Origin of the sequence: Arthrobacter sp. OV608 (assembly GCA_900110595.1) — a bacterium.
Classification (GTDB): domain Bacteria; phylum Actinomycetota; class Actinomycetes; order Actinomycetales; family Micrococcaceae; genus Arthrobacter.
The window spans coordinates 89,638-112,468 of record FOEZ01000010.1 but is presented as its reverse complement, the minus strand read 5'-3'; the positions used below and the strand labels follow the sequence as shown (position 1 = coordinate 112,468).

Annotated in this window: 21 protein-coding genes; 8 read left to right on the top strand and 13 right to left on the bottom strand. The window is 65.4% G+C overall.

Going from position 1 to position 22,831, the window contains the following annotated elements; translation table 11 throughout:
• Positions 1–71: 71 nt before the first annotated feature.
• Positions 72–1,193 (bottom strand): phosphate ABC transporter substrate-binding protein PstS, encoded by a 1,122-nt coding sequence (gene pstS, locus BMX78_RS14355; RefSeq protein ID WP_091420412.1) that lies wholly within the window; start codon positions 1,191–1,193, stop codon positions 72–74.
• Positions 1,194–1,445: 252 nt separating this feature from the next.
• Between pstS and BMX78_RS14350 the strand changes: the two genes are divergently transcribed.
• Positions 1,446–2,573, top strand: a complete 1,128-nt coding sequence (locus tag BMX78_RS14350) for an FUSC family protein (protein ID WP_091420410.1) — start codon at positions 1,446–1,448, stop codon at positions 2,571–2,573.
• Positions 2,574–2,598: 25 nt separating this feature from the next.
• Here BMX78_RS14350 and BMX78_RS14345 read toward each other — a convergent pair whose 3' ends face one another.
• The 6 genes from BMX78_RS14345 to BMX78_RS14320 are packed head-to-tail and all read right to left on the bottom strand — an operon-like array spanning position 2,599 to position 9,374.
• Positions 2,599–3,633 (bottom strand): Gfo/Idh/MocA family protein, encoded by a 1,035-nt coding sequence (locus BMX78_RS14345; protein WP_091420408.1) that lies wholly within the window; start codon positions 3,631–3,633, stop codon positions 2,599–2,601.
• The gene (locus BMX78_RS14340; protein ID WP_091420406.1) at positions 3,633–4,649 is read right to left on the bottom strand and encodes a LacI family DNA-binding transcriptional regulator; all 1,017 of its coding nucleotides are present in this window, start codon (positions 4,647–4,649) and stop codon (positions 3,633–3,635) included. Before BMX78_RS14340 ends, BMX78_RS14345 begins: the two co-directional genes overlap by 1 nt.
• Positions 4,650–4,695: 46 nt before the next feature.
• Positions 4,696–6,138, bottom strand: coding sequence for a GH1 family beta-glucosidase (locus tag BMX78_RS14335; RefSeq protein ID WP_091420405.1), 1,443 nt, complete (start codon positions 6,136–6,138; stop codon positions 4,696–4,698).
• Positions 6,139–7,059 (bottom strand): carbohydrate ABC transporter permease, encoded by a 921-nt coding sequence (locus BMX78_RS14330; protein ID WP_091420403.1) that lies wholly within the window; start codon positions 7,057–7,059, stop codon positions 6,139–6,141.
• Complete coding sequence (locus BMX78_RS14325; RefSeq protein ID WP_091420401.1) at positions 7,056–8,057, bottom strand: carbohydrate ABC transporter permease; 1,002 nt, start codon at positions 8,055–8,057, stop codon at positions 7,056–7,058. Before BMX78_RS14325 ends, BMX78_RS14330 begins: the two co-directional genes overlap by 4 nt.
• 57 nt (positions 8,058–8,114) lie before the next feature.
• Entirely contained in the window at positions 8,115–9,374 is a 1,260-nt protein-coding gene (locus tag BMX78_RS14320; protein ID WP_502686297.1) for an ABC transporter substrate-binding protein, read from the bottom strand.
• A 508-nt stretch (positions 9,375–9,882) separates the two neighbouring features.
• On the opposite strand from BMX78_RS14320, the gene radA reads away from it, so the two are divergent.
• A complete protein-coding gene (gene radA / locus BMX78_RS14310) occupies positions 9,883–11,256 on the top strand; it encodes a DNA repair protein RadA (RefSeq protein ID WP_091420396.1) in 1,374 nt (457 codons plus the stop codon).
• A gap of 121 nt (positions 11,257–11,377) precedes the next feature.
• On the opposite strand, the gene BMX78_RS14305 is transcribed toward radA, so the two are convergent.
• A complete protein-coding gene (locus BMX78_RS14305; RefSeq protein WP_091420394.1) occupies positions 11,378–11,653 on the bottom strand; it encodes a hypothetical protein in 276 nt (91 codons plus the stop codon).
• Positions 11,654–11,771: 118 nt separating this feature from the next.
• On the opposite strand from BMX78_RS14305, the gene BMX78_RS14300 reads away from it, so the two are divergent.
• Complete coding sequence (locus BMX78_RS14300) at positions 11,772–12,296, top strand: NUDIX hydrolase (RefSeq protein WP_091420392.1); 525 nt, start codon at positions 11,772–11,774, stop codon at positions 12,294–12,296.
• Positions 12,297–12,400: 104 nt separating this feature from the next.
• On the opposite strand, the gene BMX78_RS14295 is transcribed toward BMX78_RS14300, so the two are convergent.
• Genes BMX78_RS14295 through BMX78_RS14275 form a run of 5 tightly spaced genes read right to left on the bottom strand, consistent with a single transcriptional unit; the run spans position 12,401 to position 16,249 of the window.
• The gene (locus tag BMX78_RS14295) at positions 12,401–12,679 is read right to left on the bottom strand and encodes a hypothetical protein (RefSeq protein ID WP_091420390.1); all 279 of its coding nucleotides are present in this window, start codon (positions 12,677–12,679) and stop codon (positions 12,401–12,403) included.
• Positions 12,680–12,702: 23 nt separating this feature from the next.
• Positions 12,703–13,107 carry a universal stress protein gene (locus BMX78_RS14290; RefSeq protein WP_091420388.1) on the bottom strand — a complete coding sequence of 135 codons (405 nt, stop codon included), beginning with the start codon at positions 13,105–13,107 and terminating at the stop codon, positions 12,703–12,705.
• On the bottom strand, positions 13,104–14,636 hold the full coding sequence (locus BMX78_RS14285; RefSeq protein WP_091420386.1) for a tripartite tricarboxylate transporter permease: 1,533 nt from the start codon (positions 14,634–14,636) through the stop codon (positions 13,104–13,106). The genes BMX78_RS14290 and BMX78_RS14285 overlap by 4 nt, the downstream gene beginning before the upstream one ends.
• Positions 14,637–14,645: 9 nt before the next feature.
• Entirely contained in the window at positions 14,646–15,224 is a 579-nt protein-coding gene (locus BMX78_RS14280; RefSeq protein WP_286139022.1) for a tripartite tricarboxylate transporter TctB family protein, read from the bottom strand.
• A gap of 23 nt (positions 15,225–15,247) precedes the next feature.
• Positions 15,248–16,249: a Bug family tripartite tricarboxylate transporter substrate binding protein gene (locus tag BMX78_RS14275; RefSeq protein WP_091420385.1), complete on the bottom strand. Its 1,002-nt coding sequence runs from the start codon at positions 16,247–16,249 to the stop codon at positions 15,248–15,250.
• 141 nt (positions 16,250–16,390) lie between these two features.
• Here BMX78_RS14275 and BMX78_RS14270 point away from each other — a divergent pair, with 141 nt between their 5' ends.
• The 5 genes from BMX78_RS14270 (at position 16,391) to BMX78_RS14250 (ending at position 22,784) form a co-directional block, all read left to right on the top strand.
• Positions 16,391–17,275: a LysR family transcriptional regulator gene (locus tag BMX78_RS14270; RefSeq protein WP_091420383.1), complete on the top strand. Its 885-nt coding sequence runs from the start codon at positions 16,391–16,393 to the stop codon at positions 17,273–17,275.
• 129 nt (positions 17,276–17,404) lie between these two features.
• Positions 17,405–18,319 (top strand): 5-dehydro-4-deoxyglucarate dehydratase, encoded by a 915-nt coding sequence (gene kdgD / locus BMX78_RS14265; protein ID WP_091420382.1) that lies wholly within the window; start codon positions 17,405–17,407, stop codon positions 18,317–18,319.
• A 29-nt stretch (positions 18,320–18,348) separates the two neighbouring features.
• The gene (locus BMX78_RS14260; protein ID WP_091420380.1) at positions 18,349–19,962 is read left to right on the top strand and encodes an aldehyde dehydrogenase (NADP(+)); all 1,614 of its coding nucleotides are present in this window, start codon (positions 18,349–18,351) and stop codon (positions 19,960–19,962) included.
• Complete coding sequence (locus BMX78_RS14255) at positions 19,959–21,287, top strand: enolase C-terminal domain-like protein (protein ID WP_091420378.1); 1,329 nt, start codon at positions 19,959–19,961, stop codon at positions 21,285–21,287. Before BMX78_RS14260 ends, BMX78_RS14255 begins: the two co-directional genes overlap by 4 nt.
• A gap of 144 nt (positions 21,288–21,431) precedes the next feature.
• The gene (locus tag BMX78_RS14250; protein ID WP_091420377.1) at positions 21,432–22,784 is read left to right on the top strand and encodes an MFS transporter; all 1,353 of its coding nucleotides are present in this window, start codon (positions 21,432–21,434) and stop codon (positions 22,782–22,784) included.
• Positions 22,785–22,831 lie beyond the last annotated feature (47 nt).

The following is a 22,831-nucleotide window of genomic DNA, read 5'->3' as shown; positions in this document are numbered from 1 at the left end:
GAAGGTGCATCCAATGCCAAGTTCCCCGCACTGCCTGCCGGCAGGCGGGGAACCCGGATTTGGTGCGCTAATTAGGACTTGACCTTGACGGACTCGATGGCCGCCTTTGCCTTCTCGGCGAGGGTGGAGGAGAGCGGAGCGGACTTCGCGGAATCCGCAGCCGTCTCCTGGCCTTCCTCGGACACTACGTAGTTCTCGAAGGCCTTGATCAGGTCTACGGTTTCCTGCTTGTCGTAGGTGGTGCAAACGACGTGGTAGGAAACCAGGACCACGGGGTAGGCGCCGGAGGCGGTGGTCTTGCGGTCCAGCTTGATGGCACCGTCGTTGGCGGAGCGGCCTTCAACGGGCTTGCCGGCTTCAACTGCCTTGGCGGCGGCGTCGGCGGAGATCTTCACGAATTCTTCGCCCACCTTGATGGAGGCGGTGCCGAGCTTGCCGCCCACGGCGGAGTCGTCAGCGTAGGTCACGGCACCGGGGGTGTCGGTGACGGTCTTGACCACGCCGGAGGTGCCCTTGGCGTTCTCACCCTGGAGGCTTGCAGGCCAGACGCCGGCGGCCTTGTCCGTCCAGATCTCAGATGCTGCCGATGCCAGGTAGTCGGTGAAGTTAGTGGTGGTGCCGGAGTCGTCTGAGCGGTTCACCGGGGTGACCTTGAGGTCCGGCAGGGTGACGCCGTCGTTCAGGGCTGCGATGGCGGGATCGTTCCAGGTGGTGATCTGGCCGCGGAAGATCTTGGCCACGGTGGCTGCGTCCAGCTTCAGCTCGGTGATGCCGGGGAGATTGAAGGCTACGGCAATCGGGGAGATGTAGACCGGGATGTTGACAGCGCCCTCGGGGCCGCACTTGGCCTTGGAGGCTTCAAGTTCTTCGTCCTTGAGGTACGCGTCCGAACCGGCAAACTGAGCCGAGCCGTCGATGATGGCCTTGCGGCCGGCGCCGGAGCCGTCCGGCGAGTACTGCACGGTGGCGCCGGGGTTTGCCGAGGCGAAGCCGGCCTTCCACGCGTCCATGGCCGCGGTGGTGGAGGATGCGCCGATGCCGGTGAGCGTGCCGGTCACCTTGGGTCCGGCTGAAGTCTGGTTGCCGCCGGGCGCGGTGCCCGTGGCGTTGTCTGAACCGCAGGCGGTGAGCGCGAGTGCGCCGGCTGCGATAACAGCAATAGCGGCGTGGCGGCCGAAGCGAAGTGCCTTCACTAGGTGTACCCCTTCCAGGGTTTCTCAGTTGCGGGACAGGGGCGGAGAACCCTGCAGCGCGATGCGTACGTTTTGTACCTTCATCGAAGTTAAGGGCCGCAGGTAACGGGATGGGCTGTCCAAAGTGAACGGAACATTAACGACGGCGGGATATTTGCTGACAAGTGCCGGGTTCCCATTGCGCAGATCACATCTCCGGCCGTAGTGCGCGGCAGCAAAAATAAAACACGGGCAGCAAATAGACTGGACGTCATGGCTTCGGCAGCAGGACTCTCAGCGGGCAGGCGTTTCCTGCACGGCCGTATCCGCACCGGGTTGATCCGGAGCCGGAATTCCCTTGTTCCCGCCGTCCAGATGACCCTTTGCGCAGTGGGCGCCTATGCCTTCGCCGAGTACGTTCTGGGCCACTCCGGGCCCTTGTTCGCCGCCACCTCCTCCCTGATCGCCCTGGGCTTCTCGCGCGAACCGCGGTTGCGGCGGGTGGTGGAGGTGGGACTGGGCTGCACCATCGGCATCGCCGTGGGCGACCTGCTCCTGCACTGGCTGGGCAGCGGAATCTGGCAGGCCGCCGTCGTGCTGCTCTTCTCCATCCTGCTGGCCCGCTTCCTGGACAGCGGCACCATCTTTACCACGCAGCTGGGGCTCCAGTCGTTGCTGGTGGTGCTGCTCCCGGCGCCGGCCGGCGGGCCTTTCACCCGGAGTATCGACGCCGTGGTGGGCGGCCTGTGCGCTCTACTGGTGACCATCCTGATCCCCAAGGACCCTCGGCGGGAGCCACGCAAGGACGTGCAGAAGCTGCTGCACGAACTGGCGGAGGTGCTGCGCGAGTGTGCCGACGCCCTGGCCAACAGCGACTCCACCCAGGCGTGGCACGCGCTCATCCGGGGCCGGAACTGCCAGCCTCTGGTGGACGCGATGCGCCAGTCCCTGCGCTCTTCCGGGGAGGTGGCCAGGCTTGCGCCCGCCTACCGGCGGCACCGGGAGGAGCTGGACCAGCTGAAAGTGTCACTGGACTTTATTGATCTGGCTTTGCGGAACAGCCGGGTTTTCGCCCGCCGGCTGACGAGCGCCATCAATCACGCGGCGCTCTCGGACGAGGCCACGGAGAACATCGCAGAAGTGCTGCAGGAGACCGCTGCCGCCATTGATGAGCTGTCGCTGGGCCTGGCGGAAACGCACGACGGCGTCCGCCGCGCCCACCTGCGCACGGCCCGGCGTGACCTGAGCGAGATTGCCCTGCGGCTGCACCCGAAGCTGCTTGAAGTGCAGCGGCTCGAAGGCGAAACGGTGGTGATGCTCTACCGGCCCCTGATGGTGGACCTCCTGGAGGCCACGGGGATGGACGCGCGTGAGGCGCGGGACGTGCTCCCGGCGCTTTAGCTCCGATGGTTGAGCCCAGCCGAAACTAAACGTCGTTGGGGTAGTGCAGCCCCAGTTGCTGCCGTGCTTCGTCCAGCAGCTGCATCATCTGCACGGTTTCGGCCCAGGGCATCAGCGGACTCTCCTGGAGACCGGCGCGGATGCACCGTGCCGTTTCGCGCAGTTCGTGGATGAAGCCCTCGGTCTCCTCTGGAAATTCCTCAACCCGGATTCGGCCGTCCAGGCCGCAAATTTCCAGGCTTTTCGGGCTGTACAGCGGGGAACCGGTCCTGATCCAGCCGGCGGTCCCGCCGAGTGTTGCCATGCCCGGACCGGCCGACGAGAGTGAGGAGGTCAGCTGGGCTGCGGCGCCTTCCGGATATTCGAGCGTGAGCGTGTTCTGCACGTCCACGCCGTCCCGGTTCAGGTGCCCCGTGGCGGTGAGCCTGGTGGGAAATCCGAGGGCAGCCACGGCCCAGGTCAGCGGGTACACCGCGAGGTCCAGGAGGGCGCCGCCGCCGGCAGCCGGGTCCCACAGCCTGTCCGCTGGATCGTACACAGCCGGAAAGCCCAGATCCGCCTGGACCCAGCGGACCGTGCCGATCGCCCCGCTGCCGGCCAGCTCAAGGGCGCGGCGGGTAGCCGGCAGGAAACGGGTCCACACCGCCTCCATCAGGAACACTCCCCGTTCCCCCGCCAGCGCGGTCAGTTCGCGGGCCTCACGGGCGTTGATGGTGAGGGGCTTTTCGCACAAGACATGTTTGCCGGCGTCGAGGGCGGCAAGGGCAACTTCGAAGTGCTGGGCGTGCGGCGTGGCCACGTACACCACGTCCACCAAAGGATCGGCGAACAGCTGTTGGTAGCCGGTTGCGGTGGGTGTGTCGTGGTAGCTGACGGCAAAGCCATGCTGCTCAGCGAAGCCCCGGGCGGAGCCCTCGCTCCGCGAACTCACCGCATACAGCGTGGCATCCTCAAGGCAGGCGAGGTCGCGGGTTACGCGGTGGGCGATCCTGCCGGTGGCCACAACACCCCACCGCAGGAGTCGCCCACTGTGGCCGGAACCTTCCTCCTCGGCGCCCATCAGGCGGACCCGCGCACCACGAGTGACGTGGGGATCTGTGTCACCCGGTCCGGGTCCTTCCCCTCAATCAGGTTCACCAGGATTTCCGCCATTTTCTTTCCCATGTCGATGATCGGGTGATGCACCGTGGTGAGCTGCGGGACCACGGAAACTGCGAACGAGTCGTCGTCGAACCCCACCACGGCGACGTCCTCGGGTATCCGGATCCCGCGTTCCTGCAGGACGGTGTAAGCACCGGCCGCCATCTGGTCATTGGCGACGAACAGTCCGTCCACCGGCCGCCCGCTGCCCAGCAGGCGCCGCATCGCTTTGGCTCCGGAGGCGAGGGTGAAGTCCCCGTACTCCACCATGGAATCATCCAGCCCCGCTTCCGCCAGGGCTTTTCGCCAACCGTTGACGCGGTCAATGCCCGGCGGCATGTCCTGGGGGCCTGCGATGGTGGCGATGTTGCTTCGCCCCCGTTCGATCAGCAGCCGGGTTGCCCCTGCGGCTGCGGCCTCGTTGTCAACGTCCACGTAGTAGCTGCCGCTTTCGCGCAGGGGCCGGCCGGCGAACACCATGGGGATGTAGTCGCCCAGGTGGGTCCAGGACGTGTCCCCCGCATGATGGGACACCACCAGGGCCCCTGCCACGCTTCCGCCGAGCAGGAAAGCCCGGGTCTTTTCCGGCTTGGCCTCGGAAGCAATCACCATGTTCAGTGTGTAGTCCGTGTCTGCCAGATACAGGGCCACGCCCTCCACTACTGAGGCAAAGAACGGGTCCGCGAAGACCTTGGACGTGGACTCCGGCACGATAAGGGTCACGGAGTTGGGCTTCCTGCTGGCCAGGGTACGGGCTGCCCGGTTGGGGGTGTAGTTGACGGCGAGAATGGCCTGCCGCACCTTGGCAGCGATGTCCTCATCCACGCTCGGCACATCATTAACCACCCGCGAGACGGTGGCGCGGGAAACGCCAGCCAGCGCTGCCACCATCTCAAGGGTGGGCGCCGGCCTGCTTGCGCTGGGGTCTTGCTTCACAATCTTCGCTCCGTGATCTAGCTGGCACTGGGCCGGGGATTTCAGTTTAGGCGGGCAGGGATACAGCGGGGCGTGGAATGTTCCGCTTCGCGGCGGCAATCAACCCGGCGTAGGCCTTCCCGCTGTCCTTGGCGGTGCGCTCGAAGCTGCCGTAATCCACTCGGACAATCCCGAAACGTTTTCCATACCCCCACGACCATTCGAAGTTGTCCAGCAGGGACCAGACGAAGTAGCCGCGGACGTCCGCACCCTGGTCTATGGCCTGGCCGACGGCGGCCACATGGTCCAGGATGAACCGGGTCCGGTCCTCGTCGTGCACTGCGCCGCCGGCATCCACCGTGTCCTCGTAGGCGGCGCCGTTCTCGGTGATGTACAGCGGCGGCAAGGACGGATACTCCTCGCCCAGCCGGACCAGCAGCGTACGCAGACCCTCGGGGTTCACTTCCCAGCCCATTGCTGTCCTCGGCAGCCCCCTGCTGGGGAACGCGATGTCCTCGGAACCGATCCAGGGTGAGGCGGTGGGACGTTCGGCTCCGCCGGAGTGGCCGTCACTCCCGGCGGCGTCGGCGTGGCCGCTGATGAGGTCATCGTGGTAGTGGTTCACGCCCAGGAAGTCCAGGGGCGCGCTGATGATTTCGAGGTCGCCCGGACGGATCACCTCCTGCAGGCCGAAGGGTGCCAGGTCCCGCAACGAATCCTCCGGGTAGCTTCCCCGCAGGATGGGGTCCAGGAAAATCCGGTTCTGCAGGGAGTCGAACCGGCGGGCGGCGTCAAGGTCCACCGGGTCCTGGCTGTCCCGCGGAATCGAATTGCTCAGATTAAGGGTGATGCCCAGCTGCTCCGCTCCACGGCTTCGCAGCGCATTGACTGTCAGACCATGGGCCAGGTGCTGGTGGTGCACGGCGGCGATGGCTGCCGCGGGTTCCTGGCGGCCGGGCGCGTGCACGCCCGCCCCGTAGCCCAACAGCGACGAACAGAAGGGTTCGTTGAACGTGGTCCAGTGGCGGACCCGGTCCCCCAGCGCCGAATACACGTCGTCTGCGTACTCAACGAACCGGTACGCAGTGTCCCGGTTGGCCCACCCGCCCTTCTCCTCAAGTGCTTGCGGCAGGTCCCAGTGGTAGAGGGTGAGCCAGGGCAGGATGCCCGCTTCGAGCAACTCGTCCACCAGCCGGGAGTAGAAGTCCAGGCCCTCGCGGTTCGCGGTCCTGTCTCCAGGACGGACCCGCGCCCAGCTGGTGGAGAACCGGTAGGAATCCAATCCCAGCTCCTTCATCAGCCGGACGTCCTGGGGCATCCGGTGATAGTGGTCCACTGCCTGCTCAAGGGTGTCACCGTTGGCGATGGCGCCCGGGATCCTGGCGAAATGGTCCCAAATGGAATCTTCCTTGCCGCCTTCGTGGCCGGCGCCCTCTACCTGGGCGGCCGCCGTCGCCGATCCCCACAGGAAGCCCTCGGGCCATTGCCGCTTATATGTTGAGTGCTGCATTCAGCCCTTCACTGCTCCTTGCATGATTCCTGAGATGAGTTGTTTTCCTGCCAGTACGAAGAGCACCAGCAGCGGGAGGGTTGCCAGCACGGCGCCGGCGAGGACCACGGAGTAGTCCACGTAGCGGGCAGACTGAAGCTGGCTGAGCGCCGTCTGCAAGGTGGGGTTGCCGGCGTCGAGCACCAGAAGGGGCCAGAGGAAATCAGTCCAGGCCGTCATAAAGGTGAAGAGGCCCAGGATGGCCATGGCGGGCCGCGCTGCGGGGATGGCGACATGCCGGAAGGTGGAAATCATGCTGGCCCCGTCCATCCTGGCGGACTCGATGAGTTCGTCCGGGATGACGTCCACCAGGTACTGCCGCATAAAGAAGACACCGAACGCCGTTACCAGGGTGGGCACCACCACGGCGCCGATTTCACCAGTCCAGCCCAGGGTGCGCATCACCATAAAGAGCGGGATGATTCCGAGCTGGGTGGGGATGGCCATGGTGGCCACCACCATCAGCATGAGCCCGTCCCGGCCTTTGAAGCGGAGCTTGGCGAACGCGTAGCCGGCCAGGGTGGAGAAGCCCACCACCGAAACGGTGATGATGCAGGAAATCAGCACGCTGTTGCCCAGGGCGAGCCAGAAGGGAATGGTGTCGAAGACTTCACCCACGTTGGTCCAGAAGTTTCCACCCGGGAGCAGTGGCGGCCAGGTTTCACTCAGGGCCTCATTGGAACGGCTGCCGATCACGGCGGACCACCACAGCGGGTAGGCCGAGGACAGCAGGAACGCCAGGAGCAGGCCGTAAGTCAGGAAGCCGGGTTTCTCTCCGGAACCGAAGAAGCGCTTGCGGGGTCGGGTGGAGGGGCCTGGCGCAGTCGTTCCGGAAGTGCGGGATTCAGGGGGTGCCGGGGCTGCCCCTTCGATGGTGCTCATCGCGTGGTCCTTTCGGCGCGCCGGGCAGCCCGGGAGGGTTTGGCGGCGTCTGCGGTCGCTATCCGCCGGGAAATGAGGTAGTTGACCAGACCGAACAGCACGATGATCAGGAAAAGGAGCCAGGCGATCGTTGATGCCTTGCCGAAGTTCTGGCGCTGGAAGGCCATTTCCCAGAGGTACAGCACGGTGGTCTGGAATTGCCGCTGTGATCCGCCTGCGGTAGCGGGATCGAACAGGCGCGGCTCGGTGAAGATCTGCAGCCCGCCGATGGTGGACGTAATGACCACAAACACCATGGTGGGACGGATGCTGGGCAGGGTGATGCTGAAGAACCGGCGTACCGCTCCGGCCCCGTCCAGGGCGGCGGACTCGTAGAGGTCGCGGGGAACGGCCTGCATGGCTGCGAGCAGGATCAGCGCGTTGTAGCCGGTCCAGCGCCAGTTCACCATGGTGGCGATGGCGATGTGGCTGGGCAGGGTTTCGCTTTTCCACATCACGGGGTCCAGGCCGATATTGCCCAGGACGTTGTTGATCAGGCCGTACTGCTCACCGAACATGTTGGTGAAGATCATGGCCACTGCCACCGGCGTCACGATGTAGGGCAGGAGGACGCTCATCCGCCAGAAGGTCCTGGCCCGGAGGTTCTGGTCAAGCATTGCCGCCAGGAAGAGCGCCACGGCGAGCTGCGGAATGGCGGAGAGCAGGAAGATGCTTACCGTGTTGAACAGGGAGTTCCAGAAGAAACGGTCCTGCAGGACTTCCACGAAGTTTTGCAGCCCAACGAAGTCCCCTTGGCCCTTGAGCAGGTGCCAGTCGAAGAGGCTCACCACGAAGGTGTAGACCAGGGGAAAGAGCCCCACGAGGGCGAAGAGGATAAAGAACGGGGCGACGTACAGGTAGGGCGATGCTTTGACGTCGAAGACGTTCAGCCGCTGCTTCCAGGTGGGTTTCGGTTTGATGACCGCGGGTTTGGCGGCCCGGTTCAGGGTAGTTGTCATGGGCTCTTGCCCTCCATCGGGGGGCCTCCCTTCCGGAAGGCCCCGCAGCGGGTGGTGCTAGTTGTTTACGACCAGGTCGTTGAGGAGGGTCAGTGCTTCAGACCAGGCCTTGTCAGCGTTGGCCGTGCCGCCGTCGAGCATTTTCAGGGCCGGGCCAAACACGTTCTCCTGGATGACGGAATCGTCCGGTCCCTTGAACTGGGCCACCACTCCCTTGGCGCGGTTGGCGAGGATAACGCCGGTGGGGGCGTTGTTGAACAGCACGTTGGGGGTGGCGTCCGCCACGAGCTTCTCCTGTGCCTTAAGCGTGCTGGGGAAGTTGTTGGCCGCGGCCGACTGCTTGACCTGCTGCTCAGGCGCAGTCAGCCACGCGGCGAGCTTGGCAGCTTCTGCCGGATGTTCGGAGGTCTTGGGCACTGAGAGGAAAGCGCCGCCCCAGTTCGAGGCCCCGCCCGGGAAGACATCGGCGAAGTCCCAGCCGCTGTCCGCGCCGCCGCCTGCTGATTCAAGCTGGCCCTTGATGGTGCCGAGCATCCAGCCGGGGCAGACGAAAGTCGCGAAGGAGCCGTCGGTAAACGCCTTGCCGGTGCCCCAGTCAAACTGGGTCTGGTTGGCGGACAGACCCGCCGCCGTTCCGGCCGCCAGCAACTCGAATTTGGCTTTCATCTCCGCGTTGCCATCAACGTTCAGCTTTCCGTCCTTGGTGTAGTACCCCTCCTCCATCTGGTTCACCATGGAGTTCCAGACGAAGCCGGACTGGTCATACCAGGCCTTCCCGGTGGCCGCCTTGTACTGCTCGCCGAGCTTGAAGTAGGTCTCCCACGTGGCGTCCTCGCCGCCGAACAGCTTCGCTACCGATTCGCGGTCCTTCGGCAGGCCGGCAGCCTCAAACAGTTTCCCGTTGTAGCAAAGGCCCTGGGGTCCGATGTCTGTTCCGTAACCAATGACGCGGCCGTCCGGATCTGTGCCCTGCTTGAACTTCCAGTCCACCCAGTTGTCCTTGATGTCCGCAGCCCCGTGCTCGTTCAGGTCCACGAACTGGTCCGAAACTTCCATGATGGATCCGAGCCAGCCTTCCTCGATGGCCACCACGTCGCTGAGGCCGGAGCCGGCAGCAAGTTTCGTGAACGCGTCGGTGCGGGCGTTGGCTCCGCGGTCTATGTTCGTTGCCTTGATCTTGATTCCGGGGTTGGCCTGCTCGTATTCACCGTAGAGATCGTCGTAACCGAAGGTCCCGAAAGTGGTGACCGTGAGTTCCACGGGGTTGTCTGCGCTTGCTGCCTGTTCTTTGCTGCTGCTGCTGCAGCCGGTGGCCATCAGGGCCAGGGCCGCTGCGCCCGCAATTGCGGCCGCGGTATGTCGTGCGAATTTCAAGGTCACTCCTTTGTGGGGGAACTACCGGCGCTGAGAGAGCGCTCTCTGGCAAGTTCCTCAACTGTAGAGGTGGCGCAGATCACTGTCAAGAGAGCGCTCTCTCGGTCCCCTGTTGGCGGGAGGTTAGGGTGCGGGCGGTGGGCCCACGCCCGCAGGGTTCCCTGGCCGTGGATCCGCTCTGGCGAGGGCCCCGGCCCGAGCTTGCGAGGGTGGGGAGCCGGTGTGGCCTTGCGAGGTTAGGGTGCGGGCGGTGGGCCCACGCCCGCAGGGTTCCCTGGCCGTGGATCCGCTCCGGCGAGGGCCCCGACCCGAGCTTGCGAGGGTGGGGAGCCGGTGTGGCCGTGCGAGGTTGGGTGCGGCGGTGGGCCCACGCCCGCAGGGTTCCCTGGCCGAGCGTGCGAGGTTAGGGTGCGGGCGGGGATTGTCGGTGGCCGCCATTAGGGTTGGACGCATGGCAACAAAGACTTCCCGGGCCTCCAAGGCGCCCGCCTACAAATGCGCCGAATGCGGCTGGACCACCGTGAAATGGGTGGGTCGCTGCGGCGAGTGCCAGGCGTGGGGCACCGTGGAGGAGACAGGCACCGCGGTTGCGCGTACGACGGCGGCCACAACAGTCCTTGAGCCGGCCCGCCGGATTGCCGAGGTGGATGCCACCACGGCCGCTTTCCTGCCCACGGGCGTGGACGAACTGGACCGGGTGCTGGGCGGGGGCCTGGTCCCGGGTGCGGTGATCCTGCTGGCAGGCGAACCCGGCGTCGGAAAATCCACGCTGCTCCTGGACGTCGCTGCGAAATTCGCCCGCACGGCGCAGGACGTCCTGTACGTAACGGGCGAGGAGTCCGCGGCGCAGGTGAAGCTGCGCGCGGAACGGATCGACGCCGTCGCGGAGTCGCTTTATCTGTCAGCCGAAACGGACCTGGGCCAGGCGTTGGGGCAAGTGGAGAAGATCGAGCCGCGGCTCCTGATCGTGGATTCGGTCCAGACCCTCAGCAGCGCGGACGTTGACGGCAGCGCGGGCGGTGTTTCGCAGGTGCGGGAGGTCGCGGCATCCATTATTGCCGTGGCGAAACGGCGGAACATGACCACCTTGCTGGTGGGCCACGTGACCAAGGACGGTTCCATCGCCGGGCCCCGGCTCCTGGAGCACCTGGTGGATGTGGTGTGCCAGTTCGAGGGCGAACGGCATTCGCGCCTGCGGCTGCTCCGCGCCGTTAAGAACCGCTACGGGCCTACCGACGATGTGGGCTGCTTCGATTTGAACGAGAACGGCATCGAAGGCCTCGCCGATCCCAGCGGGCTGTTTGTCAGCCGCACCAAGGAACCGGTCTCGGGCACCTGCATCACCGTGACCATGGAGGGCCGGCGCCCACTGCTGGCCGAGGTGCAGTCGCTGCTGGCCGAGAGCCCCAACTCGCAGCCGCGCCGGGCTACCAGCGGGCTGGACAGTTCCCGGGTCTCCATGCTGCTGGCGGTGCTGCAGCAGCGCGCCGGAACCCTGCTGCACAAGGACGACTCCTATGTGGCCACGGTGGGCGGGGTGAAGCTGAGCGAACCCGCCACGGATCTAGCGGTCGCCCTCGCCGTGGCCTCGGCTAAGGCCCGCAAACCCCTCCCGATCCGCTTGATTGCCTTCGGCGAAGTGGGACTCGCCGGCGAAGTCCGCCCGGTTCCGGGCATCAACCAGCGGATCCAGGAGGCCCACCGGTTGGGGTTTACCCATGCCGTGGTCCCGGCAAGCCATGCCGGCCCCGGGCCCGTCCCGGCCGGTTTTTCGGTCCGGGAAGTGGAGCACCTGACGGAAGCCCTGAGCCTGTTGATCGGCTAGCGCCTGCTGATTGGCAGGCCGGTTGGCAAACCGGTTGATCGGCTGGTCCGATTGATTGGCTGACGCCGCTGCCGGGCCGGTGCCTGCTGATTGACAGGCCCGCCGGCGCCTTCTGCCGCGTTCAGTGCTGGCCGTGTTGCGGCAAGGCGTCGGGGTCGTCCCGGTGGGAGTTGAGGAGCCAGCCGGAAACGTCGCTGCGCAGCACCAGCAGCGGGCCGCCGGTGGCACTGACATTTCCGTTGGGCACGTAATAGCCGCGGCCCGAACCGGGGCCCCCGGCCGCGCGGTCCAGTGCCTCAACCAGGTGGCGCGGGAGGTGGCCCTGAGGACCAAGGCTGCGAAGCTCATCAAGTTCTTCCGGCGTAAGCCGTCCCAAAACCTCAGCAATATTGGCCATGACCGGTCCCTTCGAGGAAAGTGCCTGAAGGAATAACCTAAAGCAGGGCCGTGAACTGCCGGTTAACACTGGACGGCGAATTCGCTTCTTTTCAAATGTTGCTGGAAATGGAGGACACATGCCGGTCCGAAGCGCAGGAATCCTCCTGTACAGGATGGACGCGACGCCGGGGCCTGCCACCGGTCAACAGCCAGGCAGCGCACCTGGTGTTTCCGCCGAGCTGCAGGTGTGGATTGCCCACATGGGCGGTCCGTTCTGGGCCCGAAAGGACGCGCACGCCTGGTCCATCCCCAAGGGCGAGTACACGGAGGACGAGGATCCCCTGGCGGCCGCCATCCGGGAGTTCGCCGAGGAAATGGGAACACCCGCACCAGCTGCTGACTACGAACACCTCGGCGAATTCCGCCAGCCCTCCGGCAAGATCATCACCGTTTACGCGGCCGAACAGGACTTCCAGCCGGAACGCATCGAGAGCAATACCTTCCCAATGGAATGGCCCAAGGGTTCAGGCCGGATCCAGCACTTTCCCGAAATTGACGACGCCCGCTGGTTTGCGGAGCCAGAGGCAAGGCTCAAGCTGGTGAAAGGCCAGGTCCAGGTCCTGGACGCCCTCGCCGAACATGTCCACCCCCGGTCCTGGTGAAGGTGGCACCGAAGACCGCCTCCTGTCCCCCATACGGCGGAAGGCCGGGAACCCTCCGGGATCCCCGGCCTTGCATGCCCCTGCCGCGCCAGATGCGGCGTCCTTCAGGCTGCCGCAAGGGTTCGCCCCGCCAGGGGGTTGGCTGACGCAATCTTGACCACGGTCACGTCGTCGCCGCAGCACAGCATGGTCCTGCCGGCCCCGTCGTCCCGGATGATCCAGAAGACGCTTCGGTCTGCGGCAATCATGTCGATTATTCCGGACACCGGGGCACGGCCGGCGGCATGGAGCTCCACATGGTCGTTGCGGCAGAGCCTGGACCAGTCAGGAACCGGCGGCGCCGCGTTTACCGTTCCCCGGCGGGCTGGTTTGCGAACGTACATGCGCCTCTCCAAAGGGCTCTCTGCTAGAAGTTTCCGCCGTCGGCCTTGACGGCAAGGACCGGCCGGTCTGCCTGCATGAGGATGCGCTGCGCGTGGCTGCCCAGGATGAACTTTCCCACCTGGGTGCGGTGCCGAAGCCCGATGACGATCAAGGAGGCATCCGCATCCCTGGCCACGTCCAGGAATTCATCCGCGAGGTCATGCTGGTAGGGCGGCTGGATGACGCTCGCCTTAACCCCTGCCTCGGTGGCGCGGCGGGCGGCCTGCGCCAGGAGTTCCTCGGGCGCCACGGACTTGTCCACCAGTGCGCCTTCCCTGGCGGAATTGACGATCAGGAGGTCCTCGTTCCGCAGCCGGGCTTCGGCGATGCCGGCCGTAAGGGCGGCTTCTCCTGCCGGCGTGGGGACGAATCCGACGACGATGCTCATACTTTCTCCTTGATGTCCTGCCGCGCTGCTGGTGCAGCGACGGGCGGCTTGCGCTTGGCGATGGAAGTCCGGATGACCGGCAGTACTGCCACCAGGACAAAAACAACGAGCAACGTGGCTGAAATGGGCCGGCCAAAGAAGCCCAGCGGGTCGCCGCCGAAGACCAGCAGCGAACGCCGCATGGAGCTTTCGAGCAGTTCGCCCAGCACAAAGGCCAGGACCAGGGGCCCGGGTTCGAACCCGAACTTCTTCATGAGGTACCCGATGATGCCGAAGACCACCACGAGCGTCACATCGAACATGCTGTTGTTGATGGTGTAGGCACCCAGCAGCGTGATCAGGGCAGTGACCGGCGCCAGGATGGCCGCACGGACCCGCAGGATCCGGACAAAGATTCCCACCAGCGGCAGGCTCATGATCAGCAGCAGGATGTTGCCGATGTACATGGAGTTCACTACGCCCCAAAACAGCTCCGGGTTCTGCTCCACCAGCTGCGGACCGGGGGTTACGCCCTGGATGAGCAGCGCGCCGAACATCAGCGCCATGGTGGCGTTGGCCGGGATGCCCAGCGTCAGCAGGGGGATGAACGATGAAGTGGCGGCGGCGTTGTTGGCCGTTTCCGGGCCGGCCACGCCTTCCGGCGCTCCCTTGCCGAACCGCTCGGGCTGCTTGGCGCGCTTCTTCTCCATGGCGTAGGAAGCCATGGAGGCGATAGTGGCACCGCCGCCTGGAAGAATGCCGAGGAAGAAGCCCAGGACAGAGCCGCGGCCGATGGCGCCCGAGGCCTGCCTGAGATCGCCGCGGGAAGGCCAGACGTTGGCCACTTTCGACGGCGCCTTCGCGGCCCGGTGCCGTTCCTCCAGGTTGTAGAGGATCTCACCCAGCCCGAAGATGCCCATGGCAATCGGCACGAAGTCGATGCCGTCGGCCAGTTGCAGGCTGCCGAACGTAAAACGGCTTTCGCCGGTGAAAATGTCCCGGCCGACGGTGGCGAGCAGCAGGCCAAGGGCCGCGGCTATGAGTGCCTTGGCTTTCGCGCCGCTGCTGATGGTGGCCACCAGGAGGATGCCCAGCAGCGCCAGGGCGGTGTACTCCGGCGGCCCGAAATCCAGCGCGAAACCGGCAACGATGGGCGCCAGGAAGGTCAGGCCGATGATGGCCGCCGTGCCGCCGATGAAGGAACCGATGGAGGCAAGGCCCAGGGCGGTACCGGCCTTGCCCTGCCGGGCCATCTGGTAGCCGTCAAAGACGGTCACCACGGAGGAGGCTTCGCCGGGAAGCCGGAGCAGCACCGAGGTGATGGTGCCCCCATACTGGGCGCCGTAGAAAATGCCGGCGAGCATGATGATGGCGGTGACCGGCTCCACGTTGTAGGTCAGCGGAAGCAGGATGGCGATGGTTGCCGCCGGCCCCAATCCGGGCAGCACACCGATCAGCATGCCGATGACGACGCCGATCAGGCAGTAGAGGAGGTTGGTAGGCTCCAGGACCACCGCAAAACCGTTAATGACGGGATTCAGAAAATCCACGGAGGTCTCCTAGAAAAGGTGGGGGATGGACGTGCCGAGCGCAAGGACAAAGATGCCGTAGAACGCCGCGACGACGATGGCGCTGACCAGCAGCGTGGAGCGCCAGGTTTCGCCGCCCAGGAAGCGCATCCAGATGATGCACAGCACCAGGGCAGGAATCTCGAACCCGATCAGCGGCATCAGTGCCACCATGGCTGCCAGAGTCACCAGTCCGGTAAGCGGGGCAAGTGACATGCGCGTGAACTTTTCGGCGTCACGGTTGTGCCTGCCCAGGATGAGCTGGAACAGGCCCAGGGCGGCCATCACGCAGCTGATGACGAACGGCCAGAGGCCAGGCTGCGGGCTGGACGGTGTGCCAAGTCCCATGGAGATGGACAGGACGACGGCGCCGATGCCCACACCGAGGACCACCAGGGACGAGGCCATGTTGGCCAGGGGACCGGCCGCCGGGGGCTTTTCCTCCTCCCATTGGGCGGCCAGCTGCTCCGGCGTCAGTTCGTCGACGGGTTCGGACTGGCCGTCCTCCGATGCGCGGGGGGCGGTGCCGCCGGAGGAGGCAGCCGTGGTGCTTCCTCCGGCAGGCTCCACTGCATGGGTTCCTTTCACAGGAATCACTTATTTCCGCTCAGGCTGATGTCATACTTCTCCACTAGTTCCTTGTACTTTGCTGCGTAGCCCTTCCATTCGGTGACCACTTCCTCGCCGGAGATTTCCTTCGGCGTCAGCATGTTCTTCTCGTTGAACTCCTTGTAGGCGTCCGATTTGAAGGTCTCCTGGAATGCCCCGTACAGCTTGTCCTTGACCTCCTGCGGCGTTCCCTTCGGAGCGGCGACCGCCCGGTACTGGGCTACAGGAACGTCATATCCTGCTTCCTTGGCAGTGGGGGTGTCCGGCAGGAAGCTGTTGCGCTCCTCCGAGAAGACCAGCAGCGGAGACACCTTGCCCGCCTTGATCTGCGGCATGGCCTCGCCCAGCTGGATGGTGGCGAGCTCCACCTGGTTGCCCAGCGCCGCCGTCAGTGCCGGCTTGCCGCTGTCGAACGGGATATCGGTGCCGGTGACGTTGGCCTGCTTGAAGAGGACGGTCTGGGCCAGCTGGCTTCCCGTGCCCACACCGGTGGTGCCGAAGGTTACGTTGCGGCCGGCATCGGTGACGTCCTTGAAGGACTTGAAACCGGAGCCGGGGCTGGCCACCAGGACGTAGTCATCCTGGGACAGGCCGGCGATGATGTCGAGGTCGTCAATATTGACAGCTTCGTCGGCGGAAACAGCCAGCGGCGTGATGGTGATCAGCGAAGCGGTCAGCAGGACCAGTTCCTGCCCGTCGGCGGGCTTGCCGGCAACTTCCTTTGTGGCGAGGGCGCCGTTGGCACCGGGCTTGTTGACGACGGGCATCGGCTTGCCAAGGGTTTTCGAGGCGCCTTCGGCCAGGGCGCGGGCGATGAGGTCCGTGCTGCCGCCGGCCGCCTGGCCTACCGTGAGGTTGATGGGCCCGGAAGGGTATTCAGCCGTTTTGGACTGGCCGCCGGCGACGTTGCCGCAGGCTGTCATGGCCAGCAGGGTGATGGCCGAAGCCGCGCCGAGGACTGAGCGGCGTGTGGGGAAGTGCTTCATTGGGACTCCTCATAAAAACTCCGGGATGCTCCCGGACGGTGCTGTGAACCGAATCACTTCGGCTTGCTCGAACGAGTTTAGGGACGGGTTATGATGCCTGTCTAAGCCCAAAACTGCATCACCTGATACCCGGAAGGCATCATGTTTACGTTTGACCAGCTGGCAGGATTCATCGCCGTCGCCGAGGAGCTCCACTTCGGGAGGGCTGCCGAGCGCCTGAACATGACGCAGCCTCCGTTGAGCCGGCAGATCCAGAAACTTGAAAAAATCGTCGGTGCCGAACTCCTGGAGCGGGACAACAGGCGGGTGGAGCTCACCTCGGCGGGCCGGATGTTCCTTGAGGAAGCCCGCCGGCTCATGGCACTGGCGGAGCGTGCACCGGTGACGGCCCGGCGCATCGCGTCGGGACGTTCCGGCGTGCTGCGCATCGGCTTCACCGCGGCCAGCGGCTTCAGCATCCTGGGCCCGTTACTGGAAGAGGTTTCGAGCCTCATGCCGGACGTGGATATCGACCTTCAGGAACTGGTGACCCGTGAGCAGCTCAACGGCCTGCTGACTGGTGAACTCGACCTTGGCTTCGCCCGCCCTCCCTTCGACGGTGAAACCTTCGATTCCCATCTGCTCTACCGGGAATCCATGGTGCTGGCCGTTCCGTCCGGGCACCGCCTGACCCTGCTCGGCCGGGACATCACCGCAGCGGACTTCAGGGACGAGCCCTTGATCATGCACTCCCCCACGCAGGCCCGCTATTTCTATGACCTCGTGGTCAGCATGCTGCCCATCCGGCATACGAATGTGGTGCACACGGTCAGCCAGATCCTCACCATGGTCTCGCTCGTTGCCGCTAAACGCGGGCTGGCCTTCGTGCCCCACTCCGCCACCATGCTGGGCATCAAAGGGGTGGAGTTCCTGCCGCTGGAAGCAGGCAGGGGGGAACAGGTGGAACTGCACGCCCTATGGAATCGAAGGATCACCAATCCCGCGCTGGCACGGCTGCTGCAGGATCTCGAGTTCTCGATGGAGTAGGTCCTCGATCATGCTGCGAAGGTATCAATACATATAAAAATGCACTTAGACAGGCATTAGGCGCGCTCCTAGGCTGGGAGGGAATCATCACCTTCGCCGCCCGCGGCGCACATACCGGAGGACCACACCGTGGCAAAGCATTCACCCCAGGAACTGGCGGACACACTCAAGGAAGGCCTGCTCTCATTCCCCGTTACCGCATTCGACGCGCAGCTGCAGTTCGATGAGGAAAACTACCGCAAGCACCTGGCGTGGCAGGCCAGCTTCCCCGTTGCCGGCCTGTTCGCGGCCGGCGGCACCGGCGAAGGCTTCTCGCTGACCCCGGCAGAATCCGAGCGCGTGGTCCGCACCGCGGTGGACGAAGTGGGCAGCCGTGTCCCTGTCCTCGCTTCCGCCGGCGGATCCACTGCCCAGGCCATTGAGAACGCCAAGGCAGCAGAGGCTGCCGGCGCTGAGGGCATCCTCCTGCTGCCGCCGTACCTGACCGAGGCTGACCAGGGCGGACTGATCGAGCACGTGAGCGCCGTCTGCAGCGCAACATCCCTGGGCGTCATCATCTACAACCGCGCCAATGCCATTTACAAGGACACCACGGTGGCAACCCTGGCTGAACGGCACAGGAACCTGATCGGATTCAAGGACGGCGTGGGCGACCTCGAACACGATGCCCGCGTGTACGCCAAGCTCGGCGACCGGCTGTTCTACCTCGGCGGCCTGCCCACGGCTGAAACTTTCGCCCTGCCGCTGCTGCAGTTGGGGATGAGCACCTACTCCAGCGCCATGTACAACTTTGTGCCGCAGTTCGCGCTGGACTTTTACCAGGACGTGCGCAACCAGGACCGCGTTGCCGTCAACAGGAAGCTGAACGACTTCGTCATCCCCTACCTGGACATCCGCGACCGTGTGAAAGGCTATTCGGTATCCATCGTCAAGGCCGGGCTGGACGCCATTGGCCGCTCCGCCGGCCCCGTGCGCCCGCCACTGCAGAACCTCGCCGAGCAGGACCTCGCTGACCTCAAAGCCCTGATCGCCACCGTTTCCTAGCCGTCACCGCAGACACAGGAGAAAAGCACATGACCCTTACCGGACATTCCCTTATTGCAGGGCAGCCCACCGTTGGCGAAGGCAAGACGACCTTCGGTCTGAACCCGGCCACCAACCAGGCCCTGGAGCCCAGCTACACGCTGCTCACAGAGGACCAGCTCAAGGCCGCTACTTCCGCCGCAGCCGATGCCTTCCCGTCCTTCAGCACCCTTGACCCCGAAACCCACGCCGGCTTCCTCGAAGCCATCGCGGACAACATCGAGGCCATCGGCGAGGAACTCATCATCCGCGCCGGCCAGGAAACCGGCCTGCCCACAGGCCGGCTCCAGGGCGAACGTGCCCGCACCACCGGCCAGCTGCGCCTCTTCGCAAACGTGGTCCGGCAGGGCGACTTCCGCGGCGTCCGCATCGATCCCGCCATCCCGGACCGCACTCCCCTGCCCCGGGCGGATATCCGCCAGCGCCAGATCCCGCTCGGCCCCGTCGCCGTGTTCGGCGCCAGCAATTTTCCGCTGGCCTTCTCGACGGCGGGCGGCGACACCGCCTCCGCCCTGGCCGCCGGCTGCCCCGTCGTCTTCAAAGCCCACAACGCCCACCCCGGCACCAGCGAACTCGTCGGCCGGGCCGTCACTAAAGCCGTCAAGGACTTCGGCTTGCACCCCGGCGTGTTCTCCCTGGTCTACGGCCCCGGCGCCAGCATCGGCCAGGCCCTCGTGGCCGACCCCGCCATCAAGGCCGTCGGCTTCACCGGCTCCCAGGCCGCCGGCATCGCCCTCATGCGCACCGCCGCCGCGCGCCCCGAGCCCATTCCGGTCTACGCCGAAATGTCCTCCGTGAACCCCGTCTTCGTCTTCGAAGGCGCACTGAACGGCACCGCCGAAGACATCGACGCCCTCGCCCGGCAGTACGTCACCGCCGTCACCGGCAGCTCCGGCCAGCTCTGCACCTCCCCCGGCCTGCTCTTCGCCCCAGAAGGCGAGGCAGGAGACAAACTCGCCGCCGCCGTCGGCCGCGCCGTCTCCGCCTGCGCCGGCCAGACCATGCTCACCGAAGGCATCGCCAACTCCTGGAACAACGGCACCGAAAACCTCGGCACCGCCAACGGCGTCCAACTCATCGGCCAAGGCACCCCCGGCCCCACCGAAAACGCACCCGCCCCGGCCATCTTCGGCACCGGCGTCACCGAATTCACCACCAACCCGGTCCTGCACCAGGAAATCTTCGGCGCCGCATCCCTGGTGATCCGCTATTCCTCCGTCGAGGACCTCCTCCAAGCCACCCGCCGCATCGAAGGCCAGCTCACCGCATCCCTGCAGCTCACCGAACAGGACTACCCGACCGCGGCACGCCTCCTGCCCGTCCTCGAACAGAAAGTAGGCCGCATCATCGTCAACGGCTGGCCCACCGGCGTCGAAGTAGGCCACGCCATGGTCCACGGCGGCCCCTTCCCCGCCACCTCCGACTCCCGCACCACCTCCGTCGGAACCCTCGCCATCAACCGCTTCCTCCGCCCCGTCGCCTACCAGAACCTCCCCCAGGAACTCCTCCCCGAAGCCCTGCAGGACACCAACCCCTGGCACCTGAACCGGCGGATCGACGGCGAAACAATCCCCGCTGCCGAGAAGGCCGAGGTGGGCGCATGAGCAACCAGCCCATCATTGCCGCCGTTGAAGTAGTACCGGTTGCGGGCCATGACAGCATGCTGATGAACCTCAGCGGCGCGCACGGCCCCTTCTTTACCCGCAACGTTGTGATCATTACGGACTCGGATGGCCGCACCGGCCTGGGCGAGGTTCCCGGCGGCGAGAAGATCCGCACCACCATCGAGGAAGCCGGCGCCCTGATCAAGGGCAAGCCGGTGGCCCGCTACCGGTCGCTCCTGCGCGAGGTTGCGTCCGAGTTCGCGGACCGCGACGCCGGCGGCCGCGGCCTGCAGACCTTCGACCTGCGCACCACGGTCCATGCGGTGACGGCAGTGGAATCGGCGCTGCTGGACCTGCACGGCCAGTTCCTCGGCGTTCCCGTGGCTGAACTCCTCGGCGACGGGCAGCAGCGGACCTCCGTGCCGATGCTCGGCTACCTGTTCTTCGTCGGTGACCACGCCCGCACGAATTTGCCTTACCTCGTGGAGGACGCCCCGGCTGACCGCTGGGAGAAACTTCGGCGCCAGGAGGCAATGACTCCGGACGCCGTCGTCGCGCTGGCAGAAGCGGCGCAGGAGCGCTACGGCTTCAGCGACTTTAAGCTCAAGGGCGGCGTACTGTCCGGGGACGACGAAGTGGACGTTGTGACCGCCCTGGCCAAGCGCTTCCCCGAAGCACGGGTCACCCTGGACCCCAACGGCGGCTGGCTCCTGGACGAAGCCATCCGGCTGGGCAAGCGGATGCAGGGCGTCGTTGCCTACGCCGAGGACCCGTGCGGTGCCGAGGGCCGGTTCTCGGGCCGCGAGGTGATGGCCGAATTCCGCCGGGCCACCGGATTGAAGACGGCCACCAACATGATCGCCACGGACTGGCGCGAGATGTCGCACGCCATCCGCAGCAACGCCGTCGATATCCCGCTCGCGGATCCGCACTTCTGGACCATGCACGGCTCGGTCCGGGTGGCCCAGATGTGCCACGAGTTCGGCCTCACCTGGGGCTCGCACTCGAACAACCACTTCGACATCTCGCTGGCAATGTTCACCCACACCGGGGCAGCAGCCCCCGGCGAGATCACGGCGCTGGACACCCACTGGATCTGGCAGGACGGCCAGGGCCTCACGAAGGAGCCGCTGCAGATCAAGGGCGGCGCGATCGAGGTTCCCGACGCTCCCGGCCTGGGCATCGAACTGGACCGCGATGCCCTGGACAAGGCCCACCAGCTGTACCTGCAGCACGGCCTCGACGCCCGCGATGACAGCGTGGGCATGCAGTACTACATCGACGGCTGGTCCTTCGACCCGAAGCGGCCGTGCCTCGTTCGGTAGAAGCTGCCCGGTAGTAGCTGCCCGATAGAAGCAGTCCGCCGGCAGCTGTCCGGTAAAGTAGTGGGGTCCGCTGTGACGGGCCCCACTGCTTTCCAGTGCCCCGCAGCCGGCCTGCGTTATCCAAACCCCAAAGGAAAACATTCAATGATGTCTGTGGACAATGCCGTCACGGACGTGGCCTCGGCCACGAAGAAATTCTTCAAGCGCGTGCTGCCCATCATGCTGGTCATGCTGGTGTGCAACCAGCTGAACCGGTCCAACATCGGCTACGCGCAGGACCACCTCCAGGCTGACGTTGGCATCGGTGCCGCCGCCTATGGTTTTGGTGCAGGGCTGTTTTTTATCGCGTATGCCATTTTTGAGCTTCCCAGCAACGTGATGATGGAGAAGTACGGCGCCAAGGTCTGGCTGGCACGAATCATGGTCAGCTGGGGCATCGTTTCCTTCCTGATGGCGTTCGTGCAGAACGAAACCATGTTCTACGTCCTGCGATTCCTGCTCGGCGCCGCAGAAGCCGGCTTCTTCCCTGCCGTCATCTTCTACTTCGCCCGATGGGTGCCAGCCGGGCAGCGCGGAAAGGCAACCGCGATCTTCATCGCCGGCTCATCCATTGCCGCGGCCATTTCCGGACCCATCGCCGGGACGCTGCTCAGCCTGCACGGCGCGCTGGGCCTGCGCGGCTGGCAGTGGCTGTTCGGCTTCGAAGGCGCCCTGTCAGTAGTTGTGGGCATCACGGTGTTCTTCCTCCTCGACGCCAGGATCAGGGATGCCAAGTGGCTCACCGCACCCGAAAAGGATGCACTGTCCCAGGCGATCGCCGCTGAGGACGCCGAGCACACCACTGCCGGCGGCGGAAAGATCAACCGCTGGAAAATGCTCCTGAACCCGCAGATCCTGCTGCTGTGCGGCATCTACTTCTCCGTGCAGCTGTCCATCTACGCCAACACATTCTGGCTCCCCAGCATCATCAAGCAGATCCCCGGCACCACCGACCTCACGGTGGGCTTCCTGTCTTCGATTCCCTGGATCTGTGCGGTGTTCGCCATGTACTTCGCCGCCAAGTGGCAGGACAAGGCCAAGTCCAAGCGTCCATTGCTGGTGGCCGCACTCCTGGTCGCCGCAATCGGCACGTTCGCAGCCGCCGTAGCATCCCCTGTGATGGCGCTGGTCTTCCTGGCCATCGCCGCGATGGGTTTCAAGAGTGCTTCGCCGCTGTTCTGGACCATCCCGCAGTCAGGGCTGCATCCGCTGGTCCTGGCTCCGGCCATCGCCATCATCAATTCGCTGGGAAACCTTGGCGGGTTCGTAGCGCCGTTCGGCTTCGGCATCATCAAGGAGCAGACCGGAGGCGTCATCCCGGGCCTGTTCGCCCTCGCAGCCGCGTCCACCATCGCCGCCGGCCTGGTGTACTTCCTGAAGGAACGCCGCAACGACACGGAGCCGGCCGCCCAGGCCGGGGACCGCACCGTAGAGACGGCGGTACCCAGCCGGGCGTAGGTGAGAGACTGCGCCTCAATCGCCGGAACAGTGCCGGGACGCTGTAG

Bases quoted from the DNA above. Each gene is read 5' to 3' on its own strand.
- BMX78_RS14350 (WP_091420410.1), top strand. From the start codon at position 1,446: ATGGCTTCGGCAGCAGGACTCTCAGCGGGCAGGCGTTTCCTGCACGGC.
- BMX78_RS14345 (WP_091420408.1), bottom strand. From the start codon at position 3,633: ATGGGCGCCGAGGAGGAAGGTTCCGGCCACAGTGGGCGACTCCTGCGG.
- BMX78_RS14335 (WP_091420405.1), bottom strand. From the start codon at position 6,138: ATGCAGCACTCAACATATAAGCGGCAATGGCCCGAGGGCTTCCTGTGG.
- BMX78_RS14330 (WP_091420403.1), bottom strand. From the start codon at position 7,059: ATGAGCACCATCGAAGGGGCAGCCCCGGCACCCCCTGAATCCCGCACT.
- BMX78_RS14325 (WP_091420401.1), bottom strand. From the start codon at position 8,057: ATGACAACTACCCTGAACCGGGCCGCCAAACCCGCGGTCATCAAACCG.
- BMX78_RS14320 (WP_502686297.1), bottom strand. From the start codon at position 9,374: ATGGCCACCGGCTGCAGCAGCAGCAGCAAAGAACAGGCAGCAAGCGCA.
- radA (WP_091420396.1), top strand. From the start codon at position 9,883: ATGGCAACAAAGACTTCCCGGGCCTCCAAGGCGCCCGCCTACAAATGC.
- BMX78_RS14305 (WP_091420394.1), bottom strand. From the start codon at position 11,653: ATGGCCAATATTGCTGAGGTTTTGGGACGGCTTACGCCGGAAGAACTT.
- BMX78_RS14300 (WP_091420392.1), top strand. From the start codon at position 11,772: ATGCCGGTCCGAAGCGCAGGAATCCTCCTGTACAGGATGGACGCGACG.
- BMX78_RS14295 (WP_091420390.1), bottom strand. From the start codon at position 12,679: ATGTACGTTCGCAAACCAGCCCGCCGGGGAACGGTAAACGCGGCGCCG.
- BMX78_RS14290 (WP_091420388.1), bottom strand. From the start codon at position 13,107: ATGAGCATCGTCGTCGGATTCGTCCCCACGCCGGCAGGAGAAGCCGCC.
- BMX78_RS14275 (WP_091420385.1), bottom strand. From the start codon at position 16,249: ATGAAGCACTTCCCCACACGCCGCTCAGTCCTCGGCGCGGCTTCGGCC.
- BMX78_RS14270 (WP_091420383.1), top strand. From the start codon at position 16,391: ATGTTTACGTTTGACCAGCTGGCAGGATTCATCGCCGTCGCCGAGGAG.
- BMX78_RS14260 (WP_091420380.1), top strand. From the start codon at position 18,349: ATGACCCTTACCGGACATTCCCTTATTGCAGGGCAGCCCACCGTTGGC.
- BMX78_RS14255 (WP_091420378.1), top strand. From the start codon at position 19,959: ATGAGCAACCAGCCCATCATTGCCGCCGTTGAAGTAGTACCGGTTGCG.
- BMX78_RS14250 (WP_091420377.1), top strand. From the start codon at position 21,432: ATGATGTCTGTGGACAATGCCGTCACGGACGTGGCCTCGGCCACGAAG.